Origin of the sequence: Achromobacter kerstersii (assembly GCF_902859595.1) — a bacterium.
Classification (GTDB): Bacteria; Pseudomonadota; Gammaproteobacteria; order Burkholderiales; family Burkholderiaceae_B; genus Achromobacter; species Achromobacter kerstersii.
Window position 1 is genome coordinate 408,407 of record NZ_CADIJQ010000002.1, and the last position, 25,260, is coordinate 433,666.

26 protein-coding genes are annotated in these 25,260 nt (G+C 64.2%); 18 read left to right on the plus strand and 8 right to left on the minus strand.

Features of this window, described 5'->3' with window-relative positions; all coding sequences use genetic code 11:
* Positions 1–15 precede the first annotated feature (15 nt).
* Positions 16–873, plus strand: a complete 858-nt coding sequence (locus tag HV765_RS10705; protein ID WP_175169700.1) for a sulfurtransferase — start codon at positions 16–18, stop codon at positions 871–873.
* Between the two features lie 89 nt (positions 874–962).
* Here HV765_RS10705 and HV765_RS10710 read toward each other — a convergent pair whose 3' ends face one another.
* Both HV765_RS10710 and HV765_RS10715 read right to left on the minus strand, forming a co-directional pair.
* The gene (locus HV765_RS10710) at positions 963–1,532 is read right to left on the minus strand and encodes a phosphonate degradation HD-domain oxygenase (protein WP_054423586.1); all 570 of its coding nucleotides are present in this window, start codon (positions 1,530–1,532) and stop codon (positions 963–965) included.
* 54 nt (positions 1,533–1,586) lie between these two features.
* Positions 1,587–2,450 (minus strand): LysR family transcriptional regulator, encoded by an 864-nt coding sequence (locus HV765_RS10715; protein WP_054424647.1) that lies wholly within the window; start codon positions 2,448–2,450, stop codon positions 1,587–1,589.
* Between the two features lie 147 nt (positions 2,451–2,597).
* Here HV765_RS10715 and HV765_RS10720 point away from each other — a divergent pair, with 147 nt between their 5' ends.
* The 5 genes from HV765_RS10720 (at position 2,598) to HV765_RS10740 (ending at position 8,672) form a co-directional block, all read left to right on the plus strand.
* Positions 2,598–3,671: a putative 2-aminoethylphosphonate ABC transporter ATP-binding protein gene (locus HV765_RS10720; protein WP_054423584.1), complete on the plus strand. Its 1,074-nt coding sequence runs from the start codon at positions 2,598–2,600 to the stop codon at positions 3,669–3,671.
* Between the two features lie 100 nt (positions 3,672–3,771).
* Complete coding sequence (locus HV765_RS10725) at positions 3,772–5,520, plus strand: putative 2-aminoethylphosphonate ABC transporter permease subunit (protein WP_175169764.1); 1,749 nt, start codon at positions 3,772–3,774, stop codon at positions 5,518–5,520.
* Between the two features lie 15 nt (positions 5,521–5,535).
* Positions 5,536–6,366, plus strand: a complete 831-nt coding sequence (gene phnX / locus HV765_RS10730) for a phosphonoacetaldehyde hydrolase (protein WP_175169701.1) — start codon at positions 5,536–5,538, stop codon at positions 6,364–6,366.
* Between the two features lie 139 nt (positions 6,367–6,505).
* On the plus strand, positions 6,506–7,528 hold the full coding sequence (locus tag HV765_RS10735) for a putative 2-aminoethylphosphonate ABC transporter substrate-binding protein (RefSeq protein ID WP_175169702.1): 1,023 nt from the start codon (positions 6,506–6,508) through the stop codon (positions 7,526–7,528).
* Between the two features lie 13 nt (positions 7,529–7,541).
* The gene (locus HV765_RS10740; protein WP_175169703.1) at positions 7,542–8,672 is read left to right on the plus strand and encodes a TIGR03364 family FAD-dependent oxidoreductase; all 1,131 of its coding nucleotides are present in this window, start codon (positions 7,542–7,544) and stop codon (positions 8,670–8,672) included.
* A gap of 89 nt (positions 8,673–8,761) precedes the next feature.
* Here the strand turns inward: HV765_RS10740 and HV765_RS10745 are convergent, their stop codons facing one another.
* From HV765_RS10745 to HV765_RS10755, 3 genes are all read right to left on the minus strand, one after another.
* On the minus strand, positions 8,762–9,907 hold the full coding sequence (locus HV765_RS10745) for an aromatic ring-hydroxylating oxygenase subunit alpha (protein ID WP_175169704.1): 1,146 nt from the start codon (positions 9,905–9,907) through the stop codon (positions 8,762–8,764).
* A gap of 292 nt (positions 9,908–10,199) precedes the next feature.
* Positions 10,200–11,210 (minus strand): acyltransferase, encoded by a 1,011-nt coding sequence (locus HV765_RS10750; RefSeq protein WP_175169705.1) that lies wholly within the window; start codon positions 11,208–11,210, stop codon positions 10,200–10,202.
* Positions 11,211–11,462: 252 nt separating this feature from the next.
* Entirely contained in the window at positions 11,463–12,431 is a 969-nt protein-coding gene (locus tag HV765_RS10755) for a Bug family tripartite tricarboxylate transporter substrate binding protein (RefSeq protein ID WP_054423569.1), read from the minus strand.
* Positions 12,432–12,605: 174 nt separating this feature from the next.
* On the opposite strand from HV765_RS10755, the gene HV765_RS10760 reads away from it, so the two are divergent.
* The 12 genes from HV765_RS10760 to HV765_RS10815 all read left to right on the plus strand — a co-directional run bounded on the left by HV765_RS10760 (position 12,606) and on the right by HV765_RS10815 (position 22,787).
* Positions 12,606–13,460 carry an IclR family transcriptional regulator gene (locus HV765_RS10760; RefSeq protein WP_175169706.1) on the plus strand — a complete coding sequence of 285 codons (855 nt, stop codon included), beginning with the start codon at positions 12,606–12,608 and terminating at the stop codon, positions 13,458–13,460.
* Between the two features lie 82 nt (positions 13,461–13,542).
* Entirely contained in the window at positions 13,543–13,809 is a 267-nt protein-coding gene (locus HV765_RS10765) for an exodeoxyribonuclease VII small subunit (protein WP_054423561.1), read from the plus strand.
* A 7-nt stretch (positions 13,810–13,816) separates the two neighbouring features.
* Positions 13,817–14,728 carry a polyprenyl synthetase family protein gene (locus HV765_RS10770; protein WP_054424643.1) on the plus strand — a complete coding sequence of 304 codons (912 nt, stop codon included), beginning with the start codon at positions 13,817–13,819 and terminating at the stop codon, positions 14,726–14,728.
* Between the two features lie 53 nt (positions 14,729–14,781).
* Positions 14,782–16,644, plus strand: coding sequence for a 1-deoxy-D-xylulose-5-phosphate synthase (dxs, locus tag HV765_RS10775; RefSeq protein ID WP_054423560.1), 1,863 nt, complete (start codon positions 14,782–14,784; stop codon positions 16,642–16,644).
* A gap of 188 nt (positions 16,645–16,832) precedes the next feature.
* Positions 16,833–17,630, plus strand: coding sequence for a GTP cyclohydrolase FolE2 (folE2, locus tag HV765_RS10780; RefSeq protein ID WP_054423559.1), 798 nt, complete (start codon positions 16,833–16,835; stop codon positions 17,628–17,630).
* Positions 17,631–17,637: 7 nt separating this feature from the next.
* Positions 17,638–18,561, plus strand: a complete 924-nt coding sequence (locus HV765_RS10785) for a DUF817 domain-containing protein (protein ID WP_175169707.1) — start codon at positions 17,638–17,640, stop codon at positions 18,559–18,561.
* A 277-nt stretch (positions 18,562–18,838) separates the two neighbouring features.
* Positions 18,839–19,213: a 30S ribosomal protein S6 gene (gene rpsF / locus HV765_RS10790; RefSeq protein ID WP_054423556.1), complete on the plus strand. Its 375-nt coding sequence runs from the start codon at positions 18,839–18,841 to the stop codon at positions 19,211–19,213.
* 51 nt (positions 19,214–19,264) lie between these two features.
* Positions 19,265–19,588 (plus strand): primosomal replication protein N, encoded by a 324-nt coding sequence (gene priB, locus HV765_RS10795; protein WP_054423554.1) that lies wholly within the window; start codon positions 19,265–19,267, stop codon positions 19,586–19,588.
* A 110-nt stretch (positions 19,589–19,698) separates the two neighbouring features.
* Positions 19,699–19,971, plus strand: a complete 273-nt coding sequence (rpsR, locus tag HV765_RS10800) for a 30S ribosomal protein S18 (RefSeq protein WP_006218308.1) — start codon at positions 19,699–19,701, stop codon at positions 19,969–19,971.
* A gap of 15 nt (positions 19,972–19,986) precedes the next feature.
* Positions 19,987–20,442, plus strand: coding sequence for a 50S ribosomal protein L9 (gene rplI / locus HV765_RS10805; RefSeq protein WP_054423552.1), 456 nt, complete (start codon positions 19,987–19,989; stop codon positions 20,440–20,442).
* A 126-nt stretch (positions 20,443–20,568) separates the two neighbouring features.
* Entirely contained in the window at positions 20,569–21,408 is an 840-nt protein-coding gene (locus HV765_RS10810; RefSeq protein ID WP_175169708.1) for a BUD32 family EKC/KEOPS complex subunit, read from the plus strand.
* Positions 21,405–22,787 carry a replicative DNA helicase gene (locus HV765_RS10815; RefSeq protein WP_054423547.1) on the plus strand — a complete coding sequence of 461 codons (1,383 nt, stop codon included), beginning with the start codon at positions 21,405–21,407 and terminating at the stop codon, positions 22,785–22,787. The genes HV765_RS10810 and HV765_RS10815 overlap by 4 nt, the downstream gene beginning before the upstream one ends.
* A gap of 67 nt (positions 22,788–22,854) precedes the next feature.
* Here HV765_RS10815 and HV765_RS10820 read toward each other — a convergent pair whose 3' ends face one another.
* The 3 genes from HV765_RS10820 to HV765_RS10830 form a co-directional block, all read right to left on the minus strand.
* Positions 22,855–23,832 carry a bile acid:sodium symporter family protein gene (locus HV765_RS10820; RefSeq protein ID WP_054423545.1) on the minus strand — a complete coding sequence of 326 codons (978 nt, stop codon included), beginning with the start codon at positions 23,830–23,832 and terminating at the stop codon, positions 22,855–22,857.
* Between the two features lie 111 nt (positions 23,833–23,943).
* Positions 23,944–24,924 (minus strand): 4-hydroxythreonine-4-phosphate dehydrogenase PdxA, encoded by a 981-nt coding sequence (gene pdxA / locus HV765_RS10825; protein ID WP_175169709.1) that lies wholly within the window; start codon positions 24,922–24,924, stop codon positions 23,944–23,946.
* Entirely contained in the window at positions 24,921–25,229 is a 309-nt protein-coding gene (locus HV765_RS10830; RefSeq protein WP_054423541.1) for a hypothetical protein, read from the minus strand. The genes pdxA and HV765_RS10830 overlap by 4 nt, the downstream gene beginning before the upstream one ends.
* Positions 25,230–25,260: the final 31 nt, after the last annotated feature.

Genomic DNA, 25,260 nt, shown 5'->3' on the forward strand with positions numbered 1-25,260 from the left:
TCAGGAGCACCCCGAATGACGATGACACTGATTTCCGCCGCCGACCTGGCCGCACGCCTGGGCGCGAGCGATGCGCCCGACGTGCGCATCTTCGATGTGCGCCATGACCTGACCAACCACGCTGCGGGCCGCCAGGCCTATGACGCCGGCCACCTTCCCGGCGCGCGTTATCTGGATCACGAAACCGAGCTGGCCGCGCCGCGCACCGGCAAGAACGGCCGCCATCCGCTGCCGTCGCGCGCCGAATTCGGCGCCTTGATGGCCGCGCACGGCGTCACGCCGCAAACGCTGGTGGTGGCGTATGACGCCAGCGGCGGCATGTACGGCGCGCACTTGTGGTGGATGTTGCGCTGGCTGGGCCATGAGCGCGTGGTGGTGCTGGATGGCGGCTGGCAAGCCTGGGTGGCTGCGGGTCTGCCGACCACGACCGAGGCCGCGCCGGCAGTCAAGGCGGGGCAACCGGTGGAACCCGGCGCATCGCTCGCGGGTGCCGTCGACGCCCGCGCCGTGCTGGACAACATCGCCCAGCCGTCCTTCACCGTGATCGATGCACGCGCCGCCAACCGCTATCGCGGCGAGGTCGAGCCGATGGACCCGGTGGCCGGCCACATCCCCGGCGCCCTGAACCGCCCCAACGGCGAGAACCTGCAAGCCGACGGCCGCTTCAAATCCGCCGAGCAATTGCGCACCGAATTCTCGGGCCTGCTGGCAGGGCGCGACCCGGCAGCAATTGTCCATCAGTGCGGCTCGGGCATTACGGCCTGCCACAACCTGCTGTCCATGGAGATCGCGGGCTTGTCCGGATCGCGCCTGTACCCGGGCTCGTGGAGCGAGTGGTGCAGCGACCCATCCCGCCCGGTGGCCAAGGGCTGAAGTAGGAGGCTGCCGGGCCAAGGCAGCCGACGAGCCAGGGCAGAGGCCGCCGCGGGCTTCAGCTAGCGCTGCCGTGCCCTAGCCGTACATCACCAGATCGCCGCCAGCTTGACCCGCCCGGAGACGCTTTCGGCGATCTCCAGGAAATGGTCCAGGGGCGGCGTCGCCAGCCCCGGCACCTTGGCCATATCGTCCCAACGCCTTAGACGAATCGCATCCGGCGCGCCCGGCATGCTGGCGAAATCCACCGCCTGGCCCGCATCGAAACTGCCCCCTTGCAGCGCCAGGCTGCGCTTGGAGTCTTCCGAGAGCGACGCTTCATATTGCGGCTCCACGTAGCAAAGGTAGCGCTTGGCTTCGACATGGAGCCGGATGGGGTCCAGCACCGCCGAACTGAACAGCCCGCGCAGGAAAGGCAGCACGAAATATTGATGCTTGTCGTCGATGCCGCGCAGCGTGGGCGTGCCGGGCCGGTCCGCAATCAGGTGGCCCAGGTCATGCAACAGGCAGGCCGTGATCAGTTGCGCGTTTGCGCCATTGCGTTCGGCCAGCGATGCCGTTTGCAGCGCATGCCGCAAATGGCTCACAGACTCGCCGTGATAGGAACGGTGCCCCCGTTCCAGGAAAATCTGCTCGATGTCTTGCAAGGTCAAGGCCATGGTTGTCTCCTGAGTGGCCGCAAGGGGGAGGGGGCGGGCAGTGACCGTTGACGGTCAGCCGGCTGCCGGCGCCATCTCCAGAAAGCGCGCGATCAATTGCACCGGTTGGCGCTCGCGCAGGCAGTACAGGTATTCGTTCATCATGATCTCGGCCCCCTGGATATCCAGGGCCGCCAGATCCGGATGGGACGGGATTTCACGCGACGGGATCAGGCTGATCCCCAGGTCGCAAAGAATGGCTTGCCGGATCGATTCGCGGCTGCCGATCTCCAGCGTGCGGCGCACCGTGACGCCGGCCTGCGCCAGCGCGTCCTCGGTCAGCTGACGCGTCATGGAGCCGGGTTCGCGCAGCAGCACCGCATGGTCGGCCAGATCGGCCAGACGCACCTTGCCGCGCCGCGCCAGCGGATGGTCGCGGTGGGTGACAACGCGGATCGGGTCGGCGGCAATCATCCGGCGGTACAGATGCTTGTCATCCATCAGAAAAGAAGACGTGGCAATCTCGATGCGGTAGTCGTGCAGCGCTTGCAGCATCGACTGCGAATTGCCGATCGTCACCGTCAGGTCGATGCCCGGATAGCGCTGGTTGTACCGGCGCACGGTATCCATGATGTAGAAGGGGCCTGTTGCGCCAATGCGCAGGTTGCCTTCACGCAGGTCGCTCGCGTCGCGCAGCCGGAAATCGATTTCGGTTTCCTGCTGCACCAGCTTTTCCACCATGGGCATCAGGCTGTGGCCGGCGTCAGACAGCCGCATGCCGCGGCCTTGCCGGTGGAACAGTTCAACGCCGTAACGCGATTCCAGCTGGCGCAGTTGCCCCGTCACGGTGGGTTGGCTGACACCCAGTTGGGCGGCGGCTTTGGTGACGGTGCCGCAGCGAGCCACGGCGTAGAAGGATTTGAGTTCGGCGACAAGCACGATGGTGGGGGCGGGAAAGGGACGCAATGCGCAAGACCGCCAGTACACCAAAATAATTTGATGTTTTTATTACTGCATTTGCGCGAAGTGTCATAAACGCTCAATACGCGCCTTCCATACTGCCTTCGTTCCCAGACCGGAGGCACCATGCCCCAACCCGATAGCGCCTTTCTCTCAGTACGAAATTTAGTGAAACGATTCGGCAGCCACACGGCGCTGGCGGACGTTTCGCTGGATATCCGCGCCGGAGAGCTGGTGTGCCTGCTGGGCCCGTCCGGGTGCGGCAAGACGACGCTCTTGCGCGCCATTGCCGGGTTGGAGCGCCAGGACAGCGGCGCGATCGTGCTGTCGGGCCGCGATATTTCCTACGCCGAACCGCAAGAGCGCGACTACGGCATCCTGTTCCAGTCCTATGCGCTGTTTCCCAACCTGACCGTGGCGCAGAACGTGGCGTACGGCCTGAGCGGCAAGCGCGCGCATCGCAAGCATGTCGCCAGCCGGGTCGAGGAAATGCTGACGCTGGTTGGCCTGGCGGGCGCGGCGGATAAATATCCGGGACAGATCTCGGGCGGCCAGCAGCAGCGCGTGGCCCTGGCGCGCGCGCTGGCCCCGTCGCCCTCATTGCTGTTGCTGGATGAACCGATGTCGGCGCTGGACGCCCGCGTGCGTGAACATCTGCGCATCGAGCTGCGTGCGTTGCAAAAGCGGTTGTCCATTACGACGCTGATGGTGACGCATGATCAGGAAGAGGCCATGGTGATGGCCGACCGCATCGCCGTCATGAATGGCGGCGTCATTGAACAGTACGGCACGCCGCGCGAACTGTATCGTCAGCCGGGCTCGGCCTTCATTGCCGACTTCGTGGGCGAAGCGAACTGGCTGCCGTTCGAACGCGTTGATGCTCACCGTGCGCGCGTCGGCCGTCAGGAACTGGCGGTGGACGAGGCGTTGGGCGGCCAGTCGGGCAAGCTGTTTGTGCGCCCCGAAGCGGTGCGCGTCACCATGGCGCGCCCGGAAGAACCCAATTCGATGTTGGCCGATGTGCTGGACGGCGTGTTCCTGGGCCGCGGTTACCGCCTGGCCTTGCGGCTGGAAGGCGTGCCCGGGTCCACCGTGCATTCCATCGTGTCCCCCGAAATCGGAGACGCCCTGTTGGGCCCTCACGCTGCCAGCCGTTGCTGGGTGGAGCTGCCGCGCCATGCGATTCGCGCCTACGCTTGAGCCCGTCATGACCGGTTCGCCTTCCGTGGCTGAGACCCCCTCCGCGCCGATGGCCGCTGCCGCTGTGTCTGCGGCCATGCCGGCGGGAATGCCGGCAGCAATGCCGACCCCCGTGTCCGCTAAAACGCCAGCCAACAGTCCCGCGCTGGCCTTGGGCCGCCGTCCCATGCCCGCCTGGATCGGCGCGCTGGGTTTGACGATGGGGCAGGGCGCGCTGGTCTTGTTTCTGGTGCTGTTTCTGGCGCTGCCGTTGATCGCCATCCTGGCCAAGTCCGTGACGGATAACGACGGCGCCTGGGCGGGCTTGTCGGTCGTCGGCAGCATCATCGGCGCTGACGGCTTTCTGCCGATGGTCGGGCGCAGCCTGACGGTAGGCATCGTGACCATGCTGCTGGTCGTGCCTTGCGCGTACGCGTTTGCCTACGGCCTGACGCGCACGCGTCTGCCGGGCAAGGGCCTCTTGCGCACCATCGCCTTGCTGCCGCTGCTGGCCCCGTCGCTGTTGCCTGGCATTGCGCTGGTCTACCTGTTGGGCAACCAGGGCCTGCTCAAGGGGCTGACGGGCGGCGCCACCATCTACGGATTCTGGGGCATCGTCGTGGGCGAGGCGTTCTACACCTTCCCGCACGCGCTGATGATTCTGCTGACCGGCCTGACGCTGGCCGATGGGCGCCTGTACGACGCGGCGCGCGCCATGGGCGCAGGGCCGTGGCGCACCTTCATGACCGTCACCTTGCCCGGCACGCGTTATGCCGTGTTCTCGGCCTGCTGCGTAGTGTTCACGTTGACGGTCACTGATTTCGGCGTACCCAAGGTGGTGGGCGGTGACTACAACGTGCTGGCCATGGAAGCCTACAAGGCGGTGGTCGGCCAACAGAACTTCCCCAAGGGCGCGGCGATCGGCATCTTGCTGCTGCTGCCGGCCTTGCTGACCTTCGTGCTGGACCGCCGCCTGCGTGCCCGTCAAGGCGCCCAGATGAGCGGCCGCGCCCAAGCCTACGCGGCGGGCCAGAACCGCCGCCGTGACGCTGCATTCCTGGCGCTGGCGGGCGTGATGGCCGCCTTCCTGCTGCTGATCATCGGCGTGGCCGTCTGGGCGTCCTTCGTGAAGATGTGGCCGTACAACCTGTCGATGTCGCTGCGGTCCTACGACTTCGACAACATGGACGGCGGCGGCTGGCTGGCCTGGCGCAACAGCTTGCAGCTGGCGTTTTGCACCGCCCTGATCGGCACGGCCGTGGTTTTCGTGGGCGCCTGGATGATGGAAAAGGTGCCGGCGCGCGGCCAGGTGGCGCGCGGTTTGCGCGGCGTGGTCAGCATGCTGGCGTTGATGCCGATGGCCGTGCCTGGCCTGGTGCTGGGCCTGGGCTACATCTTCTTCTTCAACAGCCTGATGAATCCGCTGAACATGTTGTACGGAACCATGCCGCTGCTGATCTTGTGCACGGTTGTCCACTTCTACACCAGCGCGCATCTGACGGCCGCCACCGCGCTGAACGCGCTGGACCCGGAATTCGAAGCGGCATCCGCGTCGCTGAAGGTGCCGCGCATGACGACGTTCCTGCGCGTGACCTTGCCGATGTGCCTGCCCGCCACGCTGGATGTCGCCCGCTACCTGTTTGTTTCCGCCATGACGACCGTGTCGGCCGTGGTGTTCCTGTACAGCCCGTCCACGGTGCTGGCCGCCGTTGCAGTGCTTAACATGGACGACGCCGGCTTCATCGGCCCGGCTGCCGCCATGTGCACGGTAATCATGGCCAGTTCCGCCACGGCGGCTCTGGTGTTGCATCTGGCCAGCCGTGCGCTGGTGGCGCGCAGCCAGGCCTGGCGCCGTCCCGTGGCTCTTTGAACGCTTATTTCTAGGATGACCCTCATGACTGTTTCTTCCTTGCCCGTGCAGCTGGAAGCCGTGATCTTCGACTGGGCCGGCACGCTGGTCGACTTCGGTTCGTTTGCCCCCACCAAGGTGTTCGTGGATGCGTTTTCGCAGTTCGGCATGGAGGTGTCGCTGAAAGAGGCCCGCGGCCCGATGGGCATGGGCAAGTGGGATCACATCCGTGCGCTTTGCGACCAGCCCGCCATCGCCAGCCAGTACCAGGCCCAGTTTGGCCGCCTGCCCACCGACGACGACGTGACCGCCATCTACGAACGCTTTCTGCCGATGCAGATGGAGAAGGTTGCGCAGTATTCGGCGGCCATTCCCGGCGCGGCCGAGCTGCTGCGCGCGCTGCGCCAGAAGGGCTTGAAGATTGGTTCGTGCTCGGGCTACCCGGACAGCGTGATGCGCCGCGTGGTTGAACGCGCCGCCTCTGAAGGCCTGGAACCCGATTGCATCGTGGCCAGCGACGACGTGCCGCGCGCGCGCCCCGCGCCCGCCATGGCGCTGAAGAACGTGGTCGAACTCGGGCTGTCGGATGTGGCCGCCTGCATCAAGGTGGACGACACCGCGCCCGGCATTGAAGAAGGCCGCCGCGCCGGCATGTGGTCGGTGGGCTTGCTGTTGTCGGGCAACGCCGCCGGCCTGACGCTGGACGAATACCTGAGCCTGGACGAGGCCGGCCGTGATCGGGTGCGCGCCGACGCCAGCCGCGAGCTGTCATCCGCTGCGCCGCATTACCTGATCGACACGGTGGCCGATCTGCCGGCCGTCATCATCGACATCGAAGCCCGTCTGGCACGAGGCCAACGACCCTGAGCTAGCGCTTTCTTCCGGCCACGCCGGACGCTGTTTCCCTTTCTGTTTTTACCTTGCACCGCAGCCGGCAGCCGCCGGCAGTGGGGGCGACCTTCACCCTTTTTTTGCGCAATTTTTCCGCTCATCCACGGAGTTCCACATGAATCGCTACAAGCTGCTTGCACTGGCCACCGCCCTGACGGGCGTGATGGGCGCCGCCTCCGCCGAGACCACGCTGACGGTCTACACCGCGCTCGAAGCCGACCAGATCAAGGTCTACCAAGCCGCATTCGAAAAGGCCAACCCCGACATCAAGATCCAGTGGGTGCGTGATTCCACCGGCATCATCGCCGCCAAGCTGCTGGCCGAAAAAAGCAACCCCAAGGCCGACGTGATCTGGGGCCTGGCCGGCACGGCGCTGGGCCTGATGGACAAGGAAGGCATGCTGCAACCCTACGCGCCCAAGGGCCTGGACCAGATCGCCGCCAACATGCGCGACGCCAAGGCCGAGCCGTCATGGGTGGGCATGGACGGCTACGCCGCCGCCATCTGCTTCAACACCATCGAAGCCGAAAAGCAAAAGCTGCCCAAGCCCACGTCGTGGCAAGACCTGACCAAGCCGGTCTACGCCGGCAAGATCGTCATGCCGAACCCGGCTTCGTCCGGCACGGGCTTCCTGGACGTCAGCGCATGGCTGCAAATCTTTGGTGAAGAAAAGGGCTGGGCCTATATGGACGCCCTGCACAAGAACATCGGTTCGTACACGCACTCGGGTTCGAAGCCTTGCAACATGGCGGCCGCGGGCGAGTTCCCGATCGGCGTGTCGTTCGACTACCGCGCGGCCAAGCTGAAGGCCGATGGCGCACCGGTTGAAGCCGTGTTCCCGTCGGAAGGTCTGGGCTGGGAAGTGGAAGCCACCGCCATCATGAAGGGCACGAAGAACCTGGACGCCGCGCGCAAGCTGGCTGACTTCTCGGCCAGCCGCGAAGCCAACGAGCTGTACAAGGCCAACTTCGCGGTGCTGGCGATTCCGTCCATCGCCACGGTCAACCCCAACCTGCCGGCCGACCTGACGAAGCGCATGATCAAGAACGACTTCGTGTGGGCCGCGACGAACCGCGAACGCATCATCGCCGAGTGGACGAAGCGCTACGACGGCAAGTCGGAACCCAAGAAGAAGTAAGGCGCGGCCAGCCATGAAAACGTATGACGTAATCGTGGTGGGCGCGGGCATGCTTGGCATCGCCCACGCCTGGGCGGCCGCCAAGCGCGGCCTGTCGGTTGCGGTGATCGAGCGCAGCCGTCAGGCGCACGGCGCCACGATCCGCAACTTCGGCCAGGTCATCGTGACGGGCCAGGCGCCCGGCATGATGCTGTCGCACGCGCAGCAGGCCCGCGAACTGTGGCTGGACCTGGCGGGCAAGGCGGGCTTTCATGTGCGCGCCAATGGCGCACTGGTGCTGGCCCGCAATGCCGATGAAGCCGCTGTCTTGCAAGAATTCGCGGACACGCGTTTGAAGCAGGAAGGCTATCGCGCCGATCTGCTGTCGGCGCGTGACGTGGCAGGCCTGTACGGCGGGCAATTGGCGCATCACTGCATGGCGCTGCGCGGCCATGACGACCTGCAAATCTATTCCCGCGAAGCCTTGCCCGCCATCACGGCGTACCTGGCCGAATCGTTGGGCGTGACTTTCATCACGGGCACGCTGGCGCGTGCCGTGGAAAATGGCCTGGTCGGCACCACCGCGGGTGAATTCCAAGGCAAGCATGTGTTCGTCTGCCCGGGTCACGATTACCTGACCCTGCTGCCCGAACGCTTCGCGCCGCTGAACCTGGAAGTCACGCGTTTGCAGATGTTGCGCGCGGCGTTCGAGACGAACCCCATCGCATTGGACCGCCCCGTGCTGACGGGCTTGTCCTGCGTGCATTACGGCGCGTTTTCGGATTTGCCCACGGCGCAGACGCTGCGTGACGTGATCCAGGCCCGCACGCCGATGCTGCTGGAAAACGGCATCCATCTGCTGATCAGCCCCACGCCCACGGGCGAACTGATCATCGGTGACTCGCATCGTTATGGGCAGGACGCGTTCCCGTTCAACGACGAGGCGGTCGACAACGCCATGCTGGACTTGGCGTCGCAGGCATTGGGCGCGCGCTTGCGGGTGATTGAACGCTGGCAGGGCGTGTATGGCGCACACGGGCCGGCGCCGTTTTCGGTGATGCCGGTGGACGCGGCCACGACGGTTGCGGTGATGCACTCCGGCGTCGGTATGACGGTGGGGCTGGCGATCGGTGAACGGACGGTGGCGGGCGTGGTCGGGATGTGACCCGGATGTGACCGCCCGTTTAGCCTTGCCCAAGCAAAAGGGCCTCGCTTGTCCAGCGAGGCCCTTTTTTTATTTCCGCAATGCCTGGATTACAGGTCTTGCATGATGCGCCGATACCATTCGTGGAAGTGCTGCATGCCATCTTCCATGGGTGATTGGTACGGGCCGGTTTCGTTCACGCCGCGCAGCATCAGCGCCTTGCGGCCGGCGTCCATGCGTTCGGCGATTTCATCGTCTTCGATGGCCGTTTCCATGTAAGCCGCGCGCTGGGCTTCAACGAATTCGCGTTCGAACGCCGAGATTTCCTCGGGGTAGTAGAACTCGACAACGTTGATGGTTTCCTGCGGGCTCTTTGGGTACAGCGTGGACAACACCAGCACGTGCGGATAGAGCTCGATCATGTGGGTCGGGAAGTACGTGACCCAGACCGCGCCGAAGTCCGGTGCATCGCCATCGCGGAACGACAAGAGGCGGTCGTGCCATTGCTTGTACACATCCGAACCCGGCTGCGCCAGCGCATTGTGCACGCCCACTTTCTGCAAGCTGTACCAGTCGTTGAATTCCCAGGTCAGGTCGTCGCACGTGACGAAGCGGCCCAGCCCCGGGTGGAACGGACCCACGTGGTAATCCTCGAGGTAGACCTCGATGAACGTCTTCCAGTTGTAGTTGCACTGATGCACTTCAACGTGGTCCAGCACGTAATCGCCGAAGTTGAATTCCGGACGCGAGAACAGCGGGGCCATGTCGGAGGCCGGATCGCGCGGGCCTTCGAACAGCAGGCCGTGGCAATCGCGCAGGCGGAACTTCTGCAGATTCATGCAGGGCGTGGTGGCGAACTGCGGCGCGCCCAACAACTCGCCTTGGTTGTTGTACGTCCAACGGTGCAGCGGGCAAACGATGTTGCCGCCGGTAGCCTTCAGATTGCCGTGCGTATTGCAGTTGCCGGTCACGTTGCCGGCTTCGCCGCCCAGCATCAAAGCCTGACGATGACGGCAGACATTCGAGATGAGTTCAACGCCTTGCTGGTTGCGAACCAGCACGCGTCCTCCGCCTTCCTGGGCCAACGACCGCCAATCCCCGATGTCGGGCACCAATTTCTGATGGCCGACGTACTGTGAGGATTGCTTGAAAATGAGTTCTTGCTCGCGGGCAAAGAGGGCTTCGTCAAAATAAGCGCTGACGGGTAGCTGGGTGCGAGCTGGCACGACATGTGCCATCCGACCGATGTCGGTCATGATTCCCTCCGCTCGGATAAAAAAGCCAGGACGGTTTGAGCTCTGCCAAGCGCTTTTGTTCAAGCCCAGCGTGATTGCAAACCATCGTTGCAAACGCTTGAGCTCAACGTCGAGCTTGGCTACATCCGTGCTGGCGCGAAGAAAAATCGGTGTCTGGCCGATCAAATAAGCCGTGAATTGTACCCCAAGGGATTCCCCCACGCCCGTGAAGATCGGTGAAGCTTGGTGAAGATCCAGAGGGGCATGATGGCCCCGCCACAAAGGCGAATCAACCCTTTGCGGCGTAGGTCTTTCAGACGAGCCTTCGGGTGGCGGGGTGGCGGCGCATCAGCCAGCTGCTGGCGGCCGATAGTGCGAAGACCGCCAGGGTCAGCAGCGGCACTATCCAGGCGTCGCGTTGGCCGCCTGTGAAAGCGCCCGCGCGGTGCGCGATGTCCAGGAAGACGGGGTGGATCAGGTAGACGCCAAAGGTCAGCGGCGCCAATGCGGTCAAGCGCGGCAGGCGGGGCGAGGACACGATCCATTGGAAGGCCGCCAGTGACATGAATGGCACGGTCAGGCTGAAGTAGTCGTAGAAATAAGTGTCCAGGGCGTGGCCATTGGACATAACGCTGACGCCCAAAGCGGTGGCGGCGACGCTGGCCATAAGCATCAGGCCGGGGCGGGGGATGCGCATATCGCCATCAAAAATCAGGCGCCCGGCCACGAAGTAACCCAGGTACGGAAGGAACCACGTCAGGAAGAATCCGTGCGGCGCGCCGAGCGCGCGCCGGTACAGGGCATCCAGAATGGCCACGCCCAGAATGCCCACAACCCACAGCGCGCGGCCGCGCGGCGTGCTGCGTGCGTAGAGCAGGCGGGCCAGCGGGGCGAACAGGTACAGCCCCACGATCATGTACAGATACCAAAGGTGGTAATACGGTTCGCCTTGGGCCACCTTGCGCGGCCAGAACGAGAAATCGACGCGGCCGTCATCCCACCAGTCGAGCCCGGTGCGCCAGGCCAGATAGAACAGGGTCCAGAACACCAGCGGGGCGCAGATGCGCGCCATGCGGCGGCTGTAGAACTGGCGGGCGTCTTGGGGCTTGTGGGGGTCGAGCAGCAGGGCGCCGCTGACCATGACGAAAACCGGCACGCACCAGCGCGCCGCCGAGTCGTACAGATTGGCGGCCAGCCACGCGCCGCCGCCATACGCGGCCGGATCGCTGACGATCAGCGCGGCGCTATGGAGCAGCACGACGGCCACGGCCGCCAGCCAGCGGGCGGCGTCCAGGCGGGCGTATCGGTCTTCGGTCTGATGCATCGGGTTCCCGCTGGGTGTTTCGCTGCTTCACCATAGCAGCGACCCGCGCCCGTCTTCTGTATCCAGCGGTTAGGCAAGGCGTAAAAAACCGACAGGGCCTGTGAAGGCGCTGTCGGTGGAAAGGGCGGCGTGCCCGGTGGGACGCCGCCGACTCGCGGGCCGGCGAGGCCGCGAACGATTTGTCACGAAACCGTTTGCCCGTTTGCCGGTTGCCCGTTTGCCGGTTGCCCGTTGGCGCAGCGCGCCGCGGGCTTATTGCAGAACGATGTTCGCCTGTTTGATCAGTTGCGACACGATGGGCTGTTCGGTCTTGATCTGCTTGTCCAATTCAGCCGCCGTGCCGGAACGCGGGTCGATCCCCATATCCAGCATGCGCTTTTTGACGGCTTCATCCTTCAGCGTTTCGGTCAGCGCGGCTTGCAGCTTTTCCAGTACCGGGGCCGGCGTGCCCTTGGGTGCCACGAAGCTGAACCAGGCGGTCATGTCGAAGGCCGGGTAGCCTTCTTCGGCCAGTGTTTGCAGCTTGGGCAGCGTGGCCAGGCGCGAGGGGCTGGTGATGGCGAACACCTTGACCTTGCCCGCGTCCGCTTGCGGCATGCCGGTGGCGACCATGTCGAAGAACAGGTCCACGTCGCCGCTGATCAGCGCGGGCAGGGCCTGGGTTGCGCCCTTGAAGGGCACGTGCAGGATGTCGATGCCGGCGCGTTCCTTGAACAGTTCGCCCGCCAGGTGCGACGAGGTGCCGGGGCCGAACGTGGCGAAGGTCAGCTTGCCCGGGTTCTGCTTGGCATAGGCGACCACGTCCTGCGTGCTGTTGAACGGGCGCTTGGGGCTGGAAAGCAGCACCAGCGGGCCAACGCCCACCATGCCGATGTGCGCGAAGGCGTCCGGGTCGTACGGCAGTTCCTTATACAGATAGCGGTTCGTGACGAGCGTGGAGTTGGTGGCCATCAGGATGGTGTAGCCGTCCGCTTGCTCGCGCGAGACGAATGCCGCGCCGATCGACGTGCCGGCGCCCGCCTTGTTCTCGACGATCATGGGCTGGCCCAGCGTCTTGGCCATGCGTTCGGCCAGGATGCGCGTCAGCACATCGGTGGCGCCGCCCGCCGGGAAGGGCGAGACGACCTTGATCGGGCGGGCCGGGTAGGTGTCGGCCTGCGCGCCCAATGCGGCGGCGCTGAGCAATACGGTGGCCAGCAGTTTGATGCCTGTGCGAATCATGTTTTTCCCCTTGAAATCGCGTGCATGAGTGGATCGCCGGGCCTGGCTTGGTTGCGCTGCGGTGCTTTGGGGGCATCGCGCCAACTTGCCAGGTCTCCTTGGATGATTTAAATTCCGTTATATGGAATTTAGTTTTGTTATTCGGAATAAACTATAAAAACGAAGCGAATAGAAATGCAATCTTTTTCTGACTCCAAGCGCGTCATTCACGCCGCCGCCAAGCCCGACGAAACGTTGGAACTCAGCCAGCCCGCCCGCCGCAAACGCACGGCTGGCGTGGGCGAAGGCGCCAATTCGCCCGACTTCATCACCGCGCTTGCGCGCGGGCTGGACGTCTTGCGCTGCTTTCGCCATGGCGTAACCGCGCTGGGCAATCTGGATCTGGCGCGCCTGACCGGCTTGCCCAAACCCACCATCAGCCGCATCACGTACACGCTGACTGAGCTGGGCTACCTGCGCTATCACCCGGACACCGGCAAGTACTCGCCCGGCTACGGCGTGCTGGCGCTGGGCTTTGGCCTGTTGGCCGGGCTGGAAGTGCGCGAACTGGCCAAGTCGTCCATGACGGACCTGGCGCGAGACACCGGGGGCGCGGTGGCGCTGGGCGCATTCGATGGCGACGCCATGACCTATGTGGAAGCCATCCACGGCTCGTCGGCGCTGTACCTGCGCCTGCCGGTCGGCTATCGCGCCAGCCTGGACAGCGCCATGGGGCGCGCGTATCTGGCCAGCCTGCCGGCGGACGCCTGCGATGACGTCACGGCCAGGCTCGGCCCGGCCGCGCCACCTACCGACGCCATCGTGCGGGCGCGGGCGGAATTGCAAGAATCCGGCTGCTGTTTCGCGCTGGGGGAGTGGCAGTCGGGCATCAACGCCGTCGCCGTGCCGTTCACCTCCATTACCGGCGAAGGGGTCTTCGTGATGAGCTGCGGCGGCCCCGCCAGCCTGTTACCCGAGGCCGAGTTGCGCACGCGCGTGGGGCCGGCATTGCGGGCCGCCATTGCGGGACTGGCGGGGTCATCGGCCTGATCATTGCGCTGCATCAAGGTCCGGCGTGGCTATCTCGTACAATTCACGAATTGATCCACCCCTAGCGCCCTCGGAGACCCGTTTGGCCACACCCGCACAAGCCGATCCGCAGATCGATGACCGTCCCTTGCCCCAGGATTTCGAAACGGCCCTGGCCGAATTGGAATCGTTGGTTGCGGCCATGGAAGACGGCTCGTTGCCGCTTGAGCAATCGCTGACTGCCTACCGGCGCGGCGTTGCCTTGACGCGCGTCTGCCAGGAACGCCTGGCGCAGGCCGAACAGCAGGTCAAGGTTCTGGAAGGCGACCTGCTGCGCCCGCTGGACCCGGCGGCGCTGGATGACGAATAAGAATCCGATGAAGCAAACTCAACTCCCCTTCGCGGAGTGGTTGCACGGTCGTGTGCGGCATGTCGAAGACGTGCTGGATGACCTGATGCCCCCCGCGGATGTGCTGCCCGTCCGTCTGCATGAAGCCATGCGCTACGCCGTGCTTGGCGGTGGCAAGCGCGTGCGCGCCGCCATGGTTTACGCCGCGGGGCAAGCCTGCCCCGTCAGCGGCAGCGTGCTGGCCATCGAGGCCTCGCTGGACCGTGCGGCGGCGGCGGTGGAACTGATTCACGCCTATTCGCTGGTGCACGACGACCTGCCTTGCATGGACGACGACACGCTGCGCCGCGGCCGGCCCACCACGCACGTGCAATTCGACGAAGCCACCGCCATGTTGGCGGGCGACGCCTTGCAACCGCTGGCGTTTGACCTGTTGGCGTCCATGCCGATTGCGCCCGCGCTGATCGTGCAGGCCACCCAATCGCTGGCGCGCGCCGCCGGCAGCCAGGGCATGGCGGGCGGTCAGGCAATTGACCTGCTCAGCGTCGGCCATTCGCTGTCGCGCGATGAACTCCAGACCATGCACAGCATGAAGACCGGCGCTATGCTCGCGTGCAGCGTTGCGCTGGGCGGCATCGTGGCCGGCGCCAGTTCGGCCTCGCGTCAGGCCTTGGACGCCTACGCGCAAGCCATGGGTCTGGCGTTCCAGGTGGTGGACGATATTCTTGACGTCACCGCCGATACGGCCAGCCTGGGCAAGACGCCGGGCAAGGACGCGGCGGAGAACAAGCCTACCTACGTGTCGCTCCTGGGCCTGTCCGAAGCGCGCGCGTTTGCCGAAGAATTGCGTGTGGCCGCGCTGGCGGCGCTGGAACCGCTGGGCGACGCCGGCTTGCGCCTGGCGCAACTGGCCGATTTCATCGTCCTTCGAGACCGCTGATCCGTGACTAGCCCGGCCTGAGTCCAGGCCGGGCCAACGAACCCCATAAAAGCATGACGACTGATTTATTGGACCGCATTCAATCCCCGGCAGACCTCAAGCGCCTGGATCGTCGCGAGCTGAAAAAGCTTGCTGACGAGCTGCGCGGCTTCGTGCTGGAGTCGGTATCCAAAACGGGCGGGCACCTGTCGTCCAACCTGGGCACGGTCGAGCTCACGCTGGCCTTGCATCAGGTGTTCGACACGCCGCATGACCGCATCGTCTGGGACGTGGGCCACCAGTCCTATCCGCACAAGATCCTGACGGGCCGCCGCGCCGGCATGGCCAAGCTGCGCCAGCAGGGCGGTATCTCGGGCTTTCCCAAGCGCAGCGAATCCGAATACGACGCCTTTGGCACCGCGCACTCGTCGACGTCCATCTCGGCTGCGCTGGGCATGGCGGTGGCCTCGCGCAATGCGGGCGTGCAGCGCCAGCACATCGCCATCATTGGCGACGGCGCCATGTCCGCCGGCATGGCGTTCGAGGCCATGAACAATGCGGGCGTCACGCCCAACATCAATCTGCTGGTGATCCTGAACGACAACGACATGTCGATCTCGCCGCCGGTGGGGGCGTTGAACCGCTACCTGGCGCGCCTGATGTCGGGCCGCTTCTACGCCACGGCCAAGAACGTGGGCCGCGCCGTCCTGCAGCACGTGCCGCCGGTGCTGGAACTGGCTCGCCGCTTCGAAGAGCACGCCAAGGGCATGGTCACGCCGGCCACGTTGTTCGAAGAGTTCGGCTTCAATTACGTCGGCCCCATCGACGGCCACGACCTGGACGCGCTGGTGCCCACCTTGCAAAACCTGAAGGCGCTGCAAGGCTTGCAGTTCCTGCATGTGGTGACCAAGAAAGGCCAAGGCTACAAGCTGGCCGAAGCCGACCCGGTGCTGTATCACGGCCCCGGCAAGTTCGACCCCGCCGTCGGCATCCAGCAGTCCAAGGCACCCGGCAAGCGCACCTTCACGCAGGTGTTTGGCAAGTGGCTGTGCGACATGGCTGAAGCGGATTCGCGCCTGGTCGCCATCACCCCCGCCATGCGCGAAGGCAGCGGCCTGGTGGAATTTGAAAAGCGTTTCCCGCTGCGTTATTTCGACGTGGGCATCGCCGAGCAGCACGCCGTGACGTTCGCCGCGGGCGTTGCCTGCGAAGGGCAGAAGCCCGTCGTTGCCATCTACTCCACGTTCATGCAGCGCGGGTATGACCAGTTCATCCATGACGTCGCCCTGCAGAACCTGGATGTGACTTTCGCGCTGGACCGCGCGGGCATCGTCGGCGCTGACGGCGCCACGCATGCCGGTAACTACGACACCGCTTTCTTGCGTTGCGTGCCGAACATGGTCGTCGCCACGCCGTCCGACGAAAGCGAAACGCGCTTGCTGTTGTCGACCTGTTATCAGTACCCGGGCCCGGCATCGGTGCGCTATCCGCGCGGTGCGGGCTGTGGCGCGGTGGAAGACGCCGGCCTGGGTACCGTTGAGCTTGGCCGCGGCATCGTGCGCCGCGAGGGCAAGAAGATTGCCATCCTGGGCTTCGGCACGCTGGTGCAGCCGGCGTTGGCCGCAGCCGGCAAGCTGGACGCCACGGTGGCGGACATGCGCTTCGTGAAGCCCATCGACCGCGAATTGATTCTGGACCTGGCCAGCCGCCACGACGCGCTGGTCACGATTGAAGACGCCTCCATCATGGGGGGGGCGGGTAGCGCCGTGCTGGAAGTGCTGAGCGCCGCCGGCGTACAGATTCCGGTGCTGCAACTGGGCCTGCCGGATGTCTTCATTGACCACGGCGAGCAGTCGGCCCTGTTGGCCGGCGTGGGCTTGGACGCCGCCGGTATCGAGCAATCGATTCGCACGCGCTACGCCGATCTGCTGGCGTAAACGCATACCGCGAGCCCGGACGAAGGCGCGGCTTTCGTCCGGAATCTGAAACACACTGTTCCGGCCCCGCCAACCTACGAATAGAAGGGTTTTCCCTGGCGCAGGCGGGGGTTTGGGCGATAATGGCCCTCTCTCAAAGTTTCCTAGGCCGAGCGCGAGCGACTGATTGCCTAGACAGGTACGCTGAAATGAATTCTCCGATCGACCCCGCCATCGTGATGCCCGACGTCCAGAGTTCGGCGGACACCCGGCACATCCCGATCCAGCGCGTGGGCATCCGTGGCGTGCGCCACCCCATGCTGATTGAAAGCGGCGACGGCTCGCCCCAAGGCACCGTGGCCAACTGGACGCTGACCGTGGCGCTGCCGCCCGAAGAAAAGGGGACGCACATGTCCCGCTTCGTGGCGCTGCTGGAAAAGTACCGCAGCACCCCCATGACGCCGGCCCTGTTCCGCGCCATGGCCGCTGACATGCTGCCGCTGCTGCACGCCGAACGCGGCGACATCACGGCCGCCTTCCCGTACTTCATCAACAAGTCGGCCCCGATTTCCGGCGTGCAAAGCCTGCTGGACTACGAAGTTCAGTGGATCGCCCGCGCGCAGAATGATGGCGTGGAATTTGAGCTGGTCGTGCAGGTGCCCGTCACCAGCCTCTGTCCGTGCTCGAAGGCCATCTCGGAATACGGCGCGCATAACCAGCGTTCGCACGTCACGGTGTCGGCCATTCTGGACGGCGACATCAGCATGGACGGCGTGATCCGCCTGATCGAAGAGGAAGGGTCGTGCGAACTGTGGGGCCTGCTCAAGCGCCCCGACGAAAAGTACGTCACCGAACGCGCTTACGACAATCCCAAGTTCGTTGAAGACTTGGTGCGTGACGTGGCTGCCCGCCTGAATGCGCATCCCGGCATCGCCCGTTATCGCGTCGAGGCCGAAAACTTCGAATCGATCCACAACCACTCGGCCTACGCCGTCGTGGAAGGCTGAGCGTTCCGTGAGCCATCCGGCGGCCAGTGACTGGCCGCTTATCGCGGCGCTGCAAACGTGGGAATCGCGGCTGGCCAATCATTTGGCCGGCCGCGGCCGTTTTGGCGTGGCGCTCTACGAATTTTTCCGCTTTGGCGTCAAGCAAGCCTGGGCCTGCCTGTTCGGCGGGCTGATGTGCGCGCTGCTGTTGGGCACGCACTGGTGGTATCCCAAGGATGCGCTGCTGGCCCGCTACGATTTCCTGACGCTTGCGGCGCTGGGCATTCAAGCCCTGTTGCTGGCGCTGCGCATGGAAACCTGGAGCGAAGCGCGCGTGATCCTGATGTTCCATGTGGTCGGTACCGGCATGGAAATCTTCAAAACCGCGGCCGGTTCCTGGATCTACCCCGAAGCCAGCGTGCTGCGTATTGGCGGCGTGCCGCTCTTTACCGGCTTCATGTACGCCGCGGTGGGCAGCTACCTGGCCCGTGTCTGGCGCTTGTTCGATTTCCGTTTTCGCGCGCATCCCCCCATGGCCTCCACGGTGGCGTTGTCGGTGCTGATCTACGTGAATTTCTTCGCGCACCACTTCATCATGGATTTCCGGTGGATGCTGTTCGCGCTGACCGCGGTGCTGTTCGCGCGCACCTGGGTGTATTTCCGGATCTGGCGCGTTTATCGCCGCATGCCCTTGCTGTTGGGCTTCGTGCTGGTGGCCTTGTTCATCTGGTTCGCCGAAAACATCGGCACCTTTGCCAACGCCTGGCGCTATCCCAACCAGACGCATGTCTGGCAATGGGTGTCGATTGCCAAGCTCGGCTCGTGGTTCCTGCTGATGATCATCAGCTATGTGATGGTCAGCGTGGTGAACCGGCCCCAGGAAATCGGTGTTGCCGATCTGCCGCAGCCGGCGGGGCAGGGCGGCGAAAATAGTCCGTCCCTGATTTCTTGACGCCCAGCTCGCTTGCGCCCTGACACTCAATCGGTAATAATCGAGGGCTTTCTTGCTCGACCGCCCATGGTTTTTGGGTAGCGGGCTGCCCCTTGCGGGCCTAGAGCATCCTATGTAATGCGCTTCAAAGCGAGCTTAAAAGCGCGCTGAAAGGCGAGCTAAAAAGCAAAGCGCTGAAAAGCGCGGTACTGCTTTTTAAGCGTATTGCAAAAACCCATGATGGAAAGCACGGGTTCGGGACGCCAGGCCAGCGAGACATCCTCAAGGAGTTTTACTCATGCGTCACTACGAAGTAGTGTTTATCGTTCACCCCGACCAAAGCGAGCAAGTGCCCGCCATGGTCGAACGTTACCAAGCGCTGGTCACGGGCCAAGGCGGCTCGGTTCACCGCCTGGAAGACTGGGGTCGCCGCCAACTGGCCTACCCGATCCAGAAGCTCGTCAAGGCTCACTACGTTTGCCTGAACATCGAGTGCGGCCAAGCCACGCTGGATGAGCTGGAACACTCGTTCCGCTACAACGACGCCGTTCTGCGCCACCTGGTCATCAAGACCAAGAAAGCCCAGACCACGCCCTCGATCATGATGAAGTCGGTCGAGCGTGAAGAAGCCCGTAAGGCTTCGGCAGAAGCTGCCCCGGCTCAGGCCGAGTAAGCAGGGCTCACGCAGAGCTCATCCCATGAAGTCCCCTCGGTGCCTGGCAGGATGAATCAGCTGGAACTCAGCGCCCGCGTTCTCGAATGCGAGCCTTTGCGCCACACTCCCGCCGGACTGCCTGCACTGGAAATGGTGCTGGCGCATGAGTCGGAAGTCATCGAAGCCGGCCACCCGCGCCGTGTCGAATTGACGATTACGGCTGTGGCACTGGGCGATCTGGCGTTGCTGTTGAAGAACACCGCTTTAGGGTCTGAATTGCTGGTGCAGGGGTTTTTGGCTCCCGCGCGCAAAGACTCGGTGAAGATCAAGCTGCATTTGCAGCAGGCACGCAAGGTCAGCGGTAGCGCAGGACGCGATCCGCAGGTGGCTTGAAAGGGTTGAGCAACAGGTGCGAAAGCGCCTTCTGAATACGGATAGGTTATGGGGAGTTGGACCCGGTTATCGATAACCGCCCAGTCCCCTCAAACATAGAGGCACATATCATGGCTTTCTTCGGAAAACGCAAAGAAAAACGCAAATTCACGCAGCAGAACCCGCTCTTCAAGCGTCGTAAGTTCTGCCGCTTCACCGCAGCCGGCGTCGAAGAGATCGACTACAAGGATCTGGACACCCTGCGCGACTTCGTGCAAGAAAACGGCAAGATCATCCCGGCTCGTCTGACCGGCACCAAGGCAATCTACCAGCGCCAGCTGGACACCGCCATCAAGCGCGCGCGCTTCCTGGCTCTGTTGCCTTACACCGACAACCACAACTAATCCGGGGCACTGAAAATGCAAGTTATTCTGCTCGAAAAAGTCGTCAACCTGGGCAACCTGGGTGAAGTCGTGCGCGTGCGTGATGGTTACGCCCGCAACTTTCTGATCCCCCAGCGCAAGGCCCGTCGTGCTACCGACGCCGCTCTGAAGGAATTCGAAGCCCGCCGCGCCGAGCTGGAAAAGGCCCAAGCTGAAAAGCTGGCCGCTTCCCAAGCTCTGGGCGAACGCGTCGCTGGTTACCAACTGAAGATCGTTCAGAAGGCTGGTGTTGACGGCCGTCTGTTCGGCTCGGTCACCAACGCCGACATCGCTGAAGCGCTGAAGAAGGCCGGTTTCGAAGGCGTTGAAAAGGCGCAAGTGCGTCTGCCCAACGGCCAGCTGAAGTCGGTTGGCGAGTTCCCGATCCAGGTCGCCCTGCACGCCGACGTAGTCGTCGACGTCACGGTTCTGGTTGAAGGCGAACTGTCCTAAGCCGGTACCCGCAGTAAAAAGAAGCCGGCCCGCGCGCCGGCTTTTTTTCTTTTTGCCCGGGCGCCATCGCGCATTGCCTTTGCGCGCCCCGCTTGAAGCACTCCCTTGCTTTCCTCAGAGGACCCCTTGACTCAGCCGCCCGTTCATCACAATGCGCCGCCCGGCCTGCGCGCCTGGATCGACAGCGTGGATGCGTTGCGTGAACCTTCGGTGCGCGACGTGACGATCGATGGGGTTCGCTGCATCATCAAGCGCCGCCGGCCAAGCTTTGTCCGCGGCGTCAGCTATGCGCTGCGTTACGTGCGGGCCTTCTTGCTGGGCGTGGGCTGCAAGCTGTTCCTGGGCGAATTTCCGCGCCCAGGCGTGTTGTTGAAGAATGGCCTGACCCACGAGGCCGCGCGCCTGTCGACGCTGTTGCAGGCCGGTTGCCGCGTCCCGGAAGTGTGGTGGCAAGAGCAGGGCCTGCTGGTGCTGGAATACGTGGGCGAGGATCTGGCTGACCTGATCCGCAACGAAGATTCCACGTCGCAGCTGTGGCTGACGCGCGCTGCCGCCACTGACTTGGCGGCGTTTCACGCCCGCGGGATGTGGCACGGTGGTGCACAGATCCGCAACGTCACCTTGCGCGACGGCGAGTTGTGGCGCATTGATTTCGAAGAAAACATTGGCTCGACGCTGTCCCGCCCGCTGGCCCAGGCGTACGATCTTTTCCAGATGCTGTCGTCTCTTGCGTCCCTGCGTAAATTGCCGGACGACGTGGCCGTGACCCTGGGTACACTGGCCCTCGACGTGTATCTTGAGAGCAACCCCGACCCCGAGGTCAAAGCGCGGCTGACCCGCCTGGCGCGTATCCTCTGCGGTCTGGCGACGCCCCTGCGTCCCCTGTTGCGCCGCCTGCCGTCGCGCGACGTCCAAGGATTTTTCCGCGTTGCGGACATCCTGCAGCCATTACTATTGAAGTCATGAACACACCTGCCGATCCCCAGCTTGAATACCTGCGCGTTCCTCCCCATTCCATTGAGGCGGAACAATCGGTGTTGGGCGGCCTGCTGCTGGACAACACCGCGTGGGACCGCATCGCCGACGTGCTGGTCGAAGAAGACTTCTACCGCCACGATCACCGTCTGATCTGGCACCACATTGCCCGCCTGATCGGGCTGGCGCGTCCCGCCGACGTCATCACCGTCAATGAATCGCTGATCAGCGCCGGCAAGGCCGAAGATTCCGGCGGCCTGGCCTATTTGAACGCGCTGGCGCACAACACGCCGTCGGCCGCGAACATTCGGCGCTACGCCGAAATCGTGCGCGAGCGCGCCATGCTGCGCAAGCTGGTGTCGATTGCCGACGAGATCTCGTCGGCCGCCTTGAACCCGCAGGGCAAGGAAGCGCGCCAACTGCTGGACGAAGCAGAATCCAAGGTCTTCAAGATCGCGCAGGAAGGCTCGCGCGGCGCCGCCGGGTTCCAAGAGATTCAACCGCTGTTGACCCAAGTGGTGGAACGCATCGACGAGCTCTATCACCGCGAAGGCACGTCTGACGTGACCGGGGTGCCGACGGGCTTCACCGACCTGGACAAGATGACATCCGGCATGCAGGGCGGTGACTTGATCATCGTGGCCGGGCGCCCGTCCATGGGCAAGACCTCGTTCTCGATGAACATCGGCGAACACGTGGCCATCGAACAGGGCCTGCCGGTTGCCGTGTTCTCGATGGAAATGGGCGCGGTGCAGCTGGCCATGCGTATGTTGGGTTCGGTGGGGTTGCTGGACCAGCACCGCATGCGTACCGGCAAGCTCATCGCAGATGACTGGCCCCGTGTGACGCACGCCGTGCAGCTCATGCAGGATGCGCAGGTCTACATCGATGAAACGCCCGCCCTGAGCCCGATGGAAGTGCGTGCGCGCACCCGCCGCCTTGCGCGCCAATGTGGCCAGCTGGGCCTGATCATCATCGACTACCTGCAACTGATGTCGGGTAACGGCTCGGGTGAAAACCGGGCGACCGAAGTGTCGGAAATCAGCCGTTCGCTAAAGGGCTTGGCGAAGGAACTGAATTGCCCGCTGATCGCGTTGTCGCAGCTGAACCGAAGCCTGGAACAGCGCCCCAACAAGCGTCCCGTGATGAGCGACTTGCGCGAATCCGGCGCTATTGAACAGGACGCCGACGTGATCCTGTTCATCTATCGCGACGAGGTCTACAACCCCGATTCCCCGGACAAGGGCACGGCCGAGATCATCATCGGCAAGCAGCGTAACGGGCCGATCGGCACGGTGCGCCTGACCTTCCAGGGCTCCAGCACGCGCTTCCTGAACTTCTCGGGTGCGCAGCCGCGCGATATGTACTGATCCGCCGCGGGCCAGGCATAAAAAAACCGCGCTTCATGGCGCGGTTTTTTTTGTGTGGCGGCAGGCGTCAGCCTTCGATTTCGGGACGCTTGCCGTAACGCGCGGCCAGCACGCCGCACACCATCAACTGGATCTGATGGAACAGCATCAGCGGCAGCACGATGGCGCCCACGGCGTGGCCGGCAAACAGCACCTGCGCCATCGGAATGCCGCTGGCTAGGCTTTTCTTCGAACCGCAGAACAGCAGCGTGATGCGGTCTTCGATACTGAAGCCAAACATCTTGCCAGCCAATGCCGACAGGCCCAGCGCCAACGCCAGGATCACGGCGCAGCACACCACCAGGCCAACCAGCGCCGGGATCGGCGTGGTGCTCCACAGGCCTTCATTGATGGCTTCGGAGAAGGCCGTGTAGACGACCAGCAGGATCGAACCCTGGTCGACAAACTTCAGCATTGCCTTGCGCTTGTGCACCCAGGCGCCAATCCAGCGGCGGGCGAACTGGCCCAGCACGAACGGCAGCAGCAACTGCAGCATGATCTTGCCGACGGCATCGAACGAGATCGGCGCGCTGCCCGCATTGGCCACGACCGTGCCCACGAGCAGCGGGGTCAGGAAGATGCCCAGCAGGCTCGAGGCGGACGCGCTGCACACGGCGGCGGGCACGTTGCCGCGCGCCATCGACGTGAACGCGATGGCCGATTGCACGGTGGCGGGCAGGCAGCACAGGAACAGGATGCCCAGGTACAGCTCGGGCGTCACCAGCGGTTCCAAAACCGGCTTGAGCGCCAGGCCCAGCAGCGGAAACATCAGGAACGTGGCGGAGAAGATCGTCAGGTGCAGCTTCCAGTGCGTCAAGCCGGCAATGATGGCCTCGCGGGACAAACGCGCCCCGTGCAGGAAGAACAGCAGGCCGACCGCAATATTGGTGATCCAGCCGAAGATCACCACGCCTTGCCCGTGCGCGGGCACGATGCTGGCGATGATGACGGTGCAGATCAGGTAGAGGGTGAAGCGGTCGGGCAGAAGGCGGACAAGGCGTGACATGGAAGGGGTAGGGGAGCAGACCGAAAGCGGCGGCGCGCAGCAGGCGCCGGAAACGGGGCGTATTGTAGTCCCGCTATCGCCCGGAGCCGAAGCCGCCGGGCGTTGCGTGGGCTAAGGCGTCATCGCCAGCGCAAGATCAAAGGCCGCGACCAGCGACGCCTGATCGGCGATGCCGCGCCCGGCGATGTCGAAGGCCGTGCCGTGGTCGACGCTGGTGCGCACAAACGGCAGCCCCACCGTGACATTCACGCCGTGGTCCAGCCCCAGGTATTTCACCGGAATCAGGCCCTGGTCGTGGTACTGAGCCACGACGATGTCGAATTCGCCGCGGCGGGCGCGCATGAAGATCGTGTCGCCGGGCCAGGGGCCGCTGGCGTCGATACCTTCGGCGCGGGCGCGTGCGATGGCGGGTTCGATGATGTCGATGTCTTCGCGGCCGAACTTGCCGCCTTCGCCCGCATGCGGGTTCAGGCCGGCCACGGCCACGCGCGGGGCCGCGATGCCCATCTGCCGGCACGCGCGGTCGGCCAGGCGCATGGCGGTCAGTTCGGCCTCGGGCGTGATGCGGGCGATAACGTCGGCCAACGCCACGTGGATGGTCACCAGCAAGACGCGCAACTCATCGTTGGCCAGCATCATCGCGAAGTCCTGCGTGGCGGATCGCTCGGCCAGGATCTCGGTGTGGCCGGGGTAGTCGATACCGGCCTTGTGCATGGACTTCTTGTTCAGCGGAGCGGTGACAATCGCCCGGATGCGGCCGGCCTGCGCATCATCGATGGCGGCGCACACGTAGTCGTAGGCGCCGCGTCCGGCGGCGGCGCTGATCTGTCCCAAAGGCAGGTCGGCGGGCAGCGCGGGGCTACAGGCCACGACGTGAATGCGGCTGGCATCGGGTTCTGCCTGACCCACATCGCTGATTTCCACAATATCCAAACGCGCGCCCAGCTGGGCGGCTGCGCGGCGCAATGCGCCCGCATCGCCATACACCACGCAGGGTGCGCCCAGCCCTTGTGCATAGGCCTTGACGACAATTTCGGGGCCGATGCCGGCGGCATCGCCCATGGTGATGCCCACGGGCAACGAAGCGTTCACGATTTGGGTTCCTTGGGCGGGTCGATGACGCCGCATTCGAACGTCACGGTGGCGCGCTTGGAACCCAGGCCCGTCGCATGGTTGGACGTCACTTTCGGCTTTTGCATCTTGCGGCCGATTGAGGTGCAGTACTGGTCGGCGCGTTGCAGCGTCTGGTTCTTGAGCTCAACCCAGGTCAGCAACTGCGTGCCCGAGCTATAGGTGACGGTGTACGTGTTCTTGTCGACGGGCGTGACCTCGCTCATGCTGGAACAGGCAGTTAGCAAGGTGAGCAAGGCGGCGGCGGGGGCAAGGCGTGCAAGCATGGGGCGTCCAGAAATCACGTTATCCGCCATT

What these genes read in the sequence shown, in the direction of transcription:
- HV765_RS10705 (WP_175169700.1), top strand. Translation starts at nt 16, where the DNA reads ATGACGATGACACTGATTTCCGCCGCCGACCTGGCCGCACGCCTGGGC.
- HV765_RS10710 (WP_054423586.1), bottom strand. Translation starts at nt 1,532, where the DNA reads ATGGCCTTGACCTTGCAAGACATCGAGCAGATTTTCCTGGAACGGGGG.
- HV765_RS10720 (WP_054423584.1), top strand. Translation starts at nt 2,598, where the DNA reads ATGCCCCAACCCGATAGCGCCTTTCTCTCAGTACGAAATTTAGTGAAA.
- HV765_RS10725 (WP_175169764.1), top strand. Translation starts at nt 3,772, where the DNA reads ATGCCGACCCCCGTGTCCGCTAAAACGCCAGCCAACAGTCCCGCGCTG.
- phnX (WP_175169701.1), top strand. Translation starts at nt 5,536, where the DNA reads ATGACCCTCATGACTGTTTCTTCCTTGCCCGTGCAGCTGGAAGCCGTG.
- HV765_RS10735 (WP_175169702.1), top strand. Translation starts at nt 6,506, where the DNA reads ATGAATCGCTACAAGCTGCTTGCACTGGCCACCGCCCTGACGGGCGTG.
- HV765_RS10740 (WP_175169703.1), top strand. Translation starts at nt 7,542, where the DNA reads ATGAAAACGTATGACGTAATCGTGGTGGGCGCGGGCATGCTTGGCATC.
- HV765_RS10745 (WP_175169704.1), bottom strand. Translation starts at nt 9,907, where the DNA reads ATGACCGACATCGGTCGGATGGCACATGTCGTGCCAGCTCGCACCCAG.
- HV765_RS10750 (WP_175169705.1), bottom strand. Translation starts at nt 11,210, where the DNA reads ATGCATCAGACCGAAGACCGATACGCCCGCCTGGACGCCGCCCGCTGG.
- HV765_RS10755 (WP_054423569.1), bottom strand. Translation starts at nt 12,431, where the DNA reads ATGATTCGCACAGGCATCAAACTGCTGGCCACCGTATTGCTCAGCGCC.
- HV765_RS10760 (WP_175169706.1), top strand. Translation starts at nt 12,606, where the DNA reads ATGCAATCTTTTTCTGACTCCAAGCGCGTCATTCACGCCGCCGCCAAG.
- HV765_RS10770 (WP_054424643.1), top strand. Translation starts at nt 13,817, where the DNA reads ATGAAGCAAACTCAACTCCCCTTCGCGGAGTGGTTGCACGGTCGTGTG.
- dxs (WP_054423560.1), top strand. Translation starts at nt 14,782, where the DNA reads ATGACGACTGATTTATTGGACCGCATTCAATCCCCGGCAGACCTCAAG.
- folE2 (WP_054423559.1), top strand. Translation starts at nt 16,833, where the DNA reads ATGAATTCTCCGATCGACCCCGCCATCGTGATGCCCGACGTCCAGAGT.
- rpsF (WP_054423556.1), top strand. Translation starts at nt 18,839, where the DNA reads ATGCGTCACTACGAAGTAGTGTTTATCGTTCACCCCGACCAAAGCGAG.
- priB (WP_054423554.1), top strand. Translation starts at nt 19,265, where the DNA reads ATGAATCAGCTGGAACTCAGCGCCCGCGTTCTCGAATGCGAGCCTTTG.
- rpsR (WP_006218308.1), top strand. Translation starts at nt 19,699, where the DNA reads ATGGCTTTCTTCGGAAAACGCAAAGAAAAACGCAAATTCACGCAGCAG.
- rplI (WP_054423552.1), top strand. Translation starts at nt 19,987, where the DNA reads ATGCAAGTTATTCTGCTCGAAAAAGTCGTCAACCTGGGCAACCTGGGT.
- HV765_RS10815 (WP_054423547.1), top strand. Translation starts at nt 21,405, where the DNA reads ATGAACACACCTGCCGATCCCCAGCTTGAATACCTGCGCGTTCCTCCC.
- HV765_RS10820 (WP_054423545.1), bottom strand. Translation starts at nt 23,832, where the DNA reads ATGTCACGCCTTGTCCGCCTTCTGCCCGACCGCTTCACCCTCTACCTG.
- HV765_RS10830 (WP_054423541.1), bottom strand. Translation starts at nt 25,229, where the DNA reads ATGCTTGCACGCCTTGCCCCCGCCGCCGCCTTGCTCACCTTGCTAACT.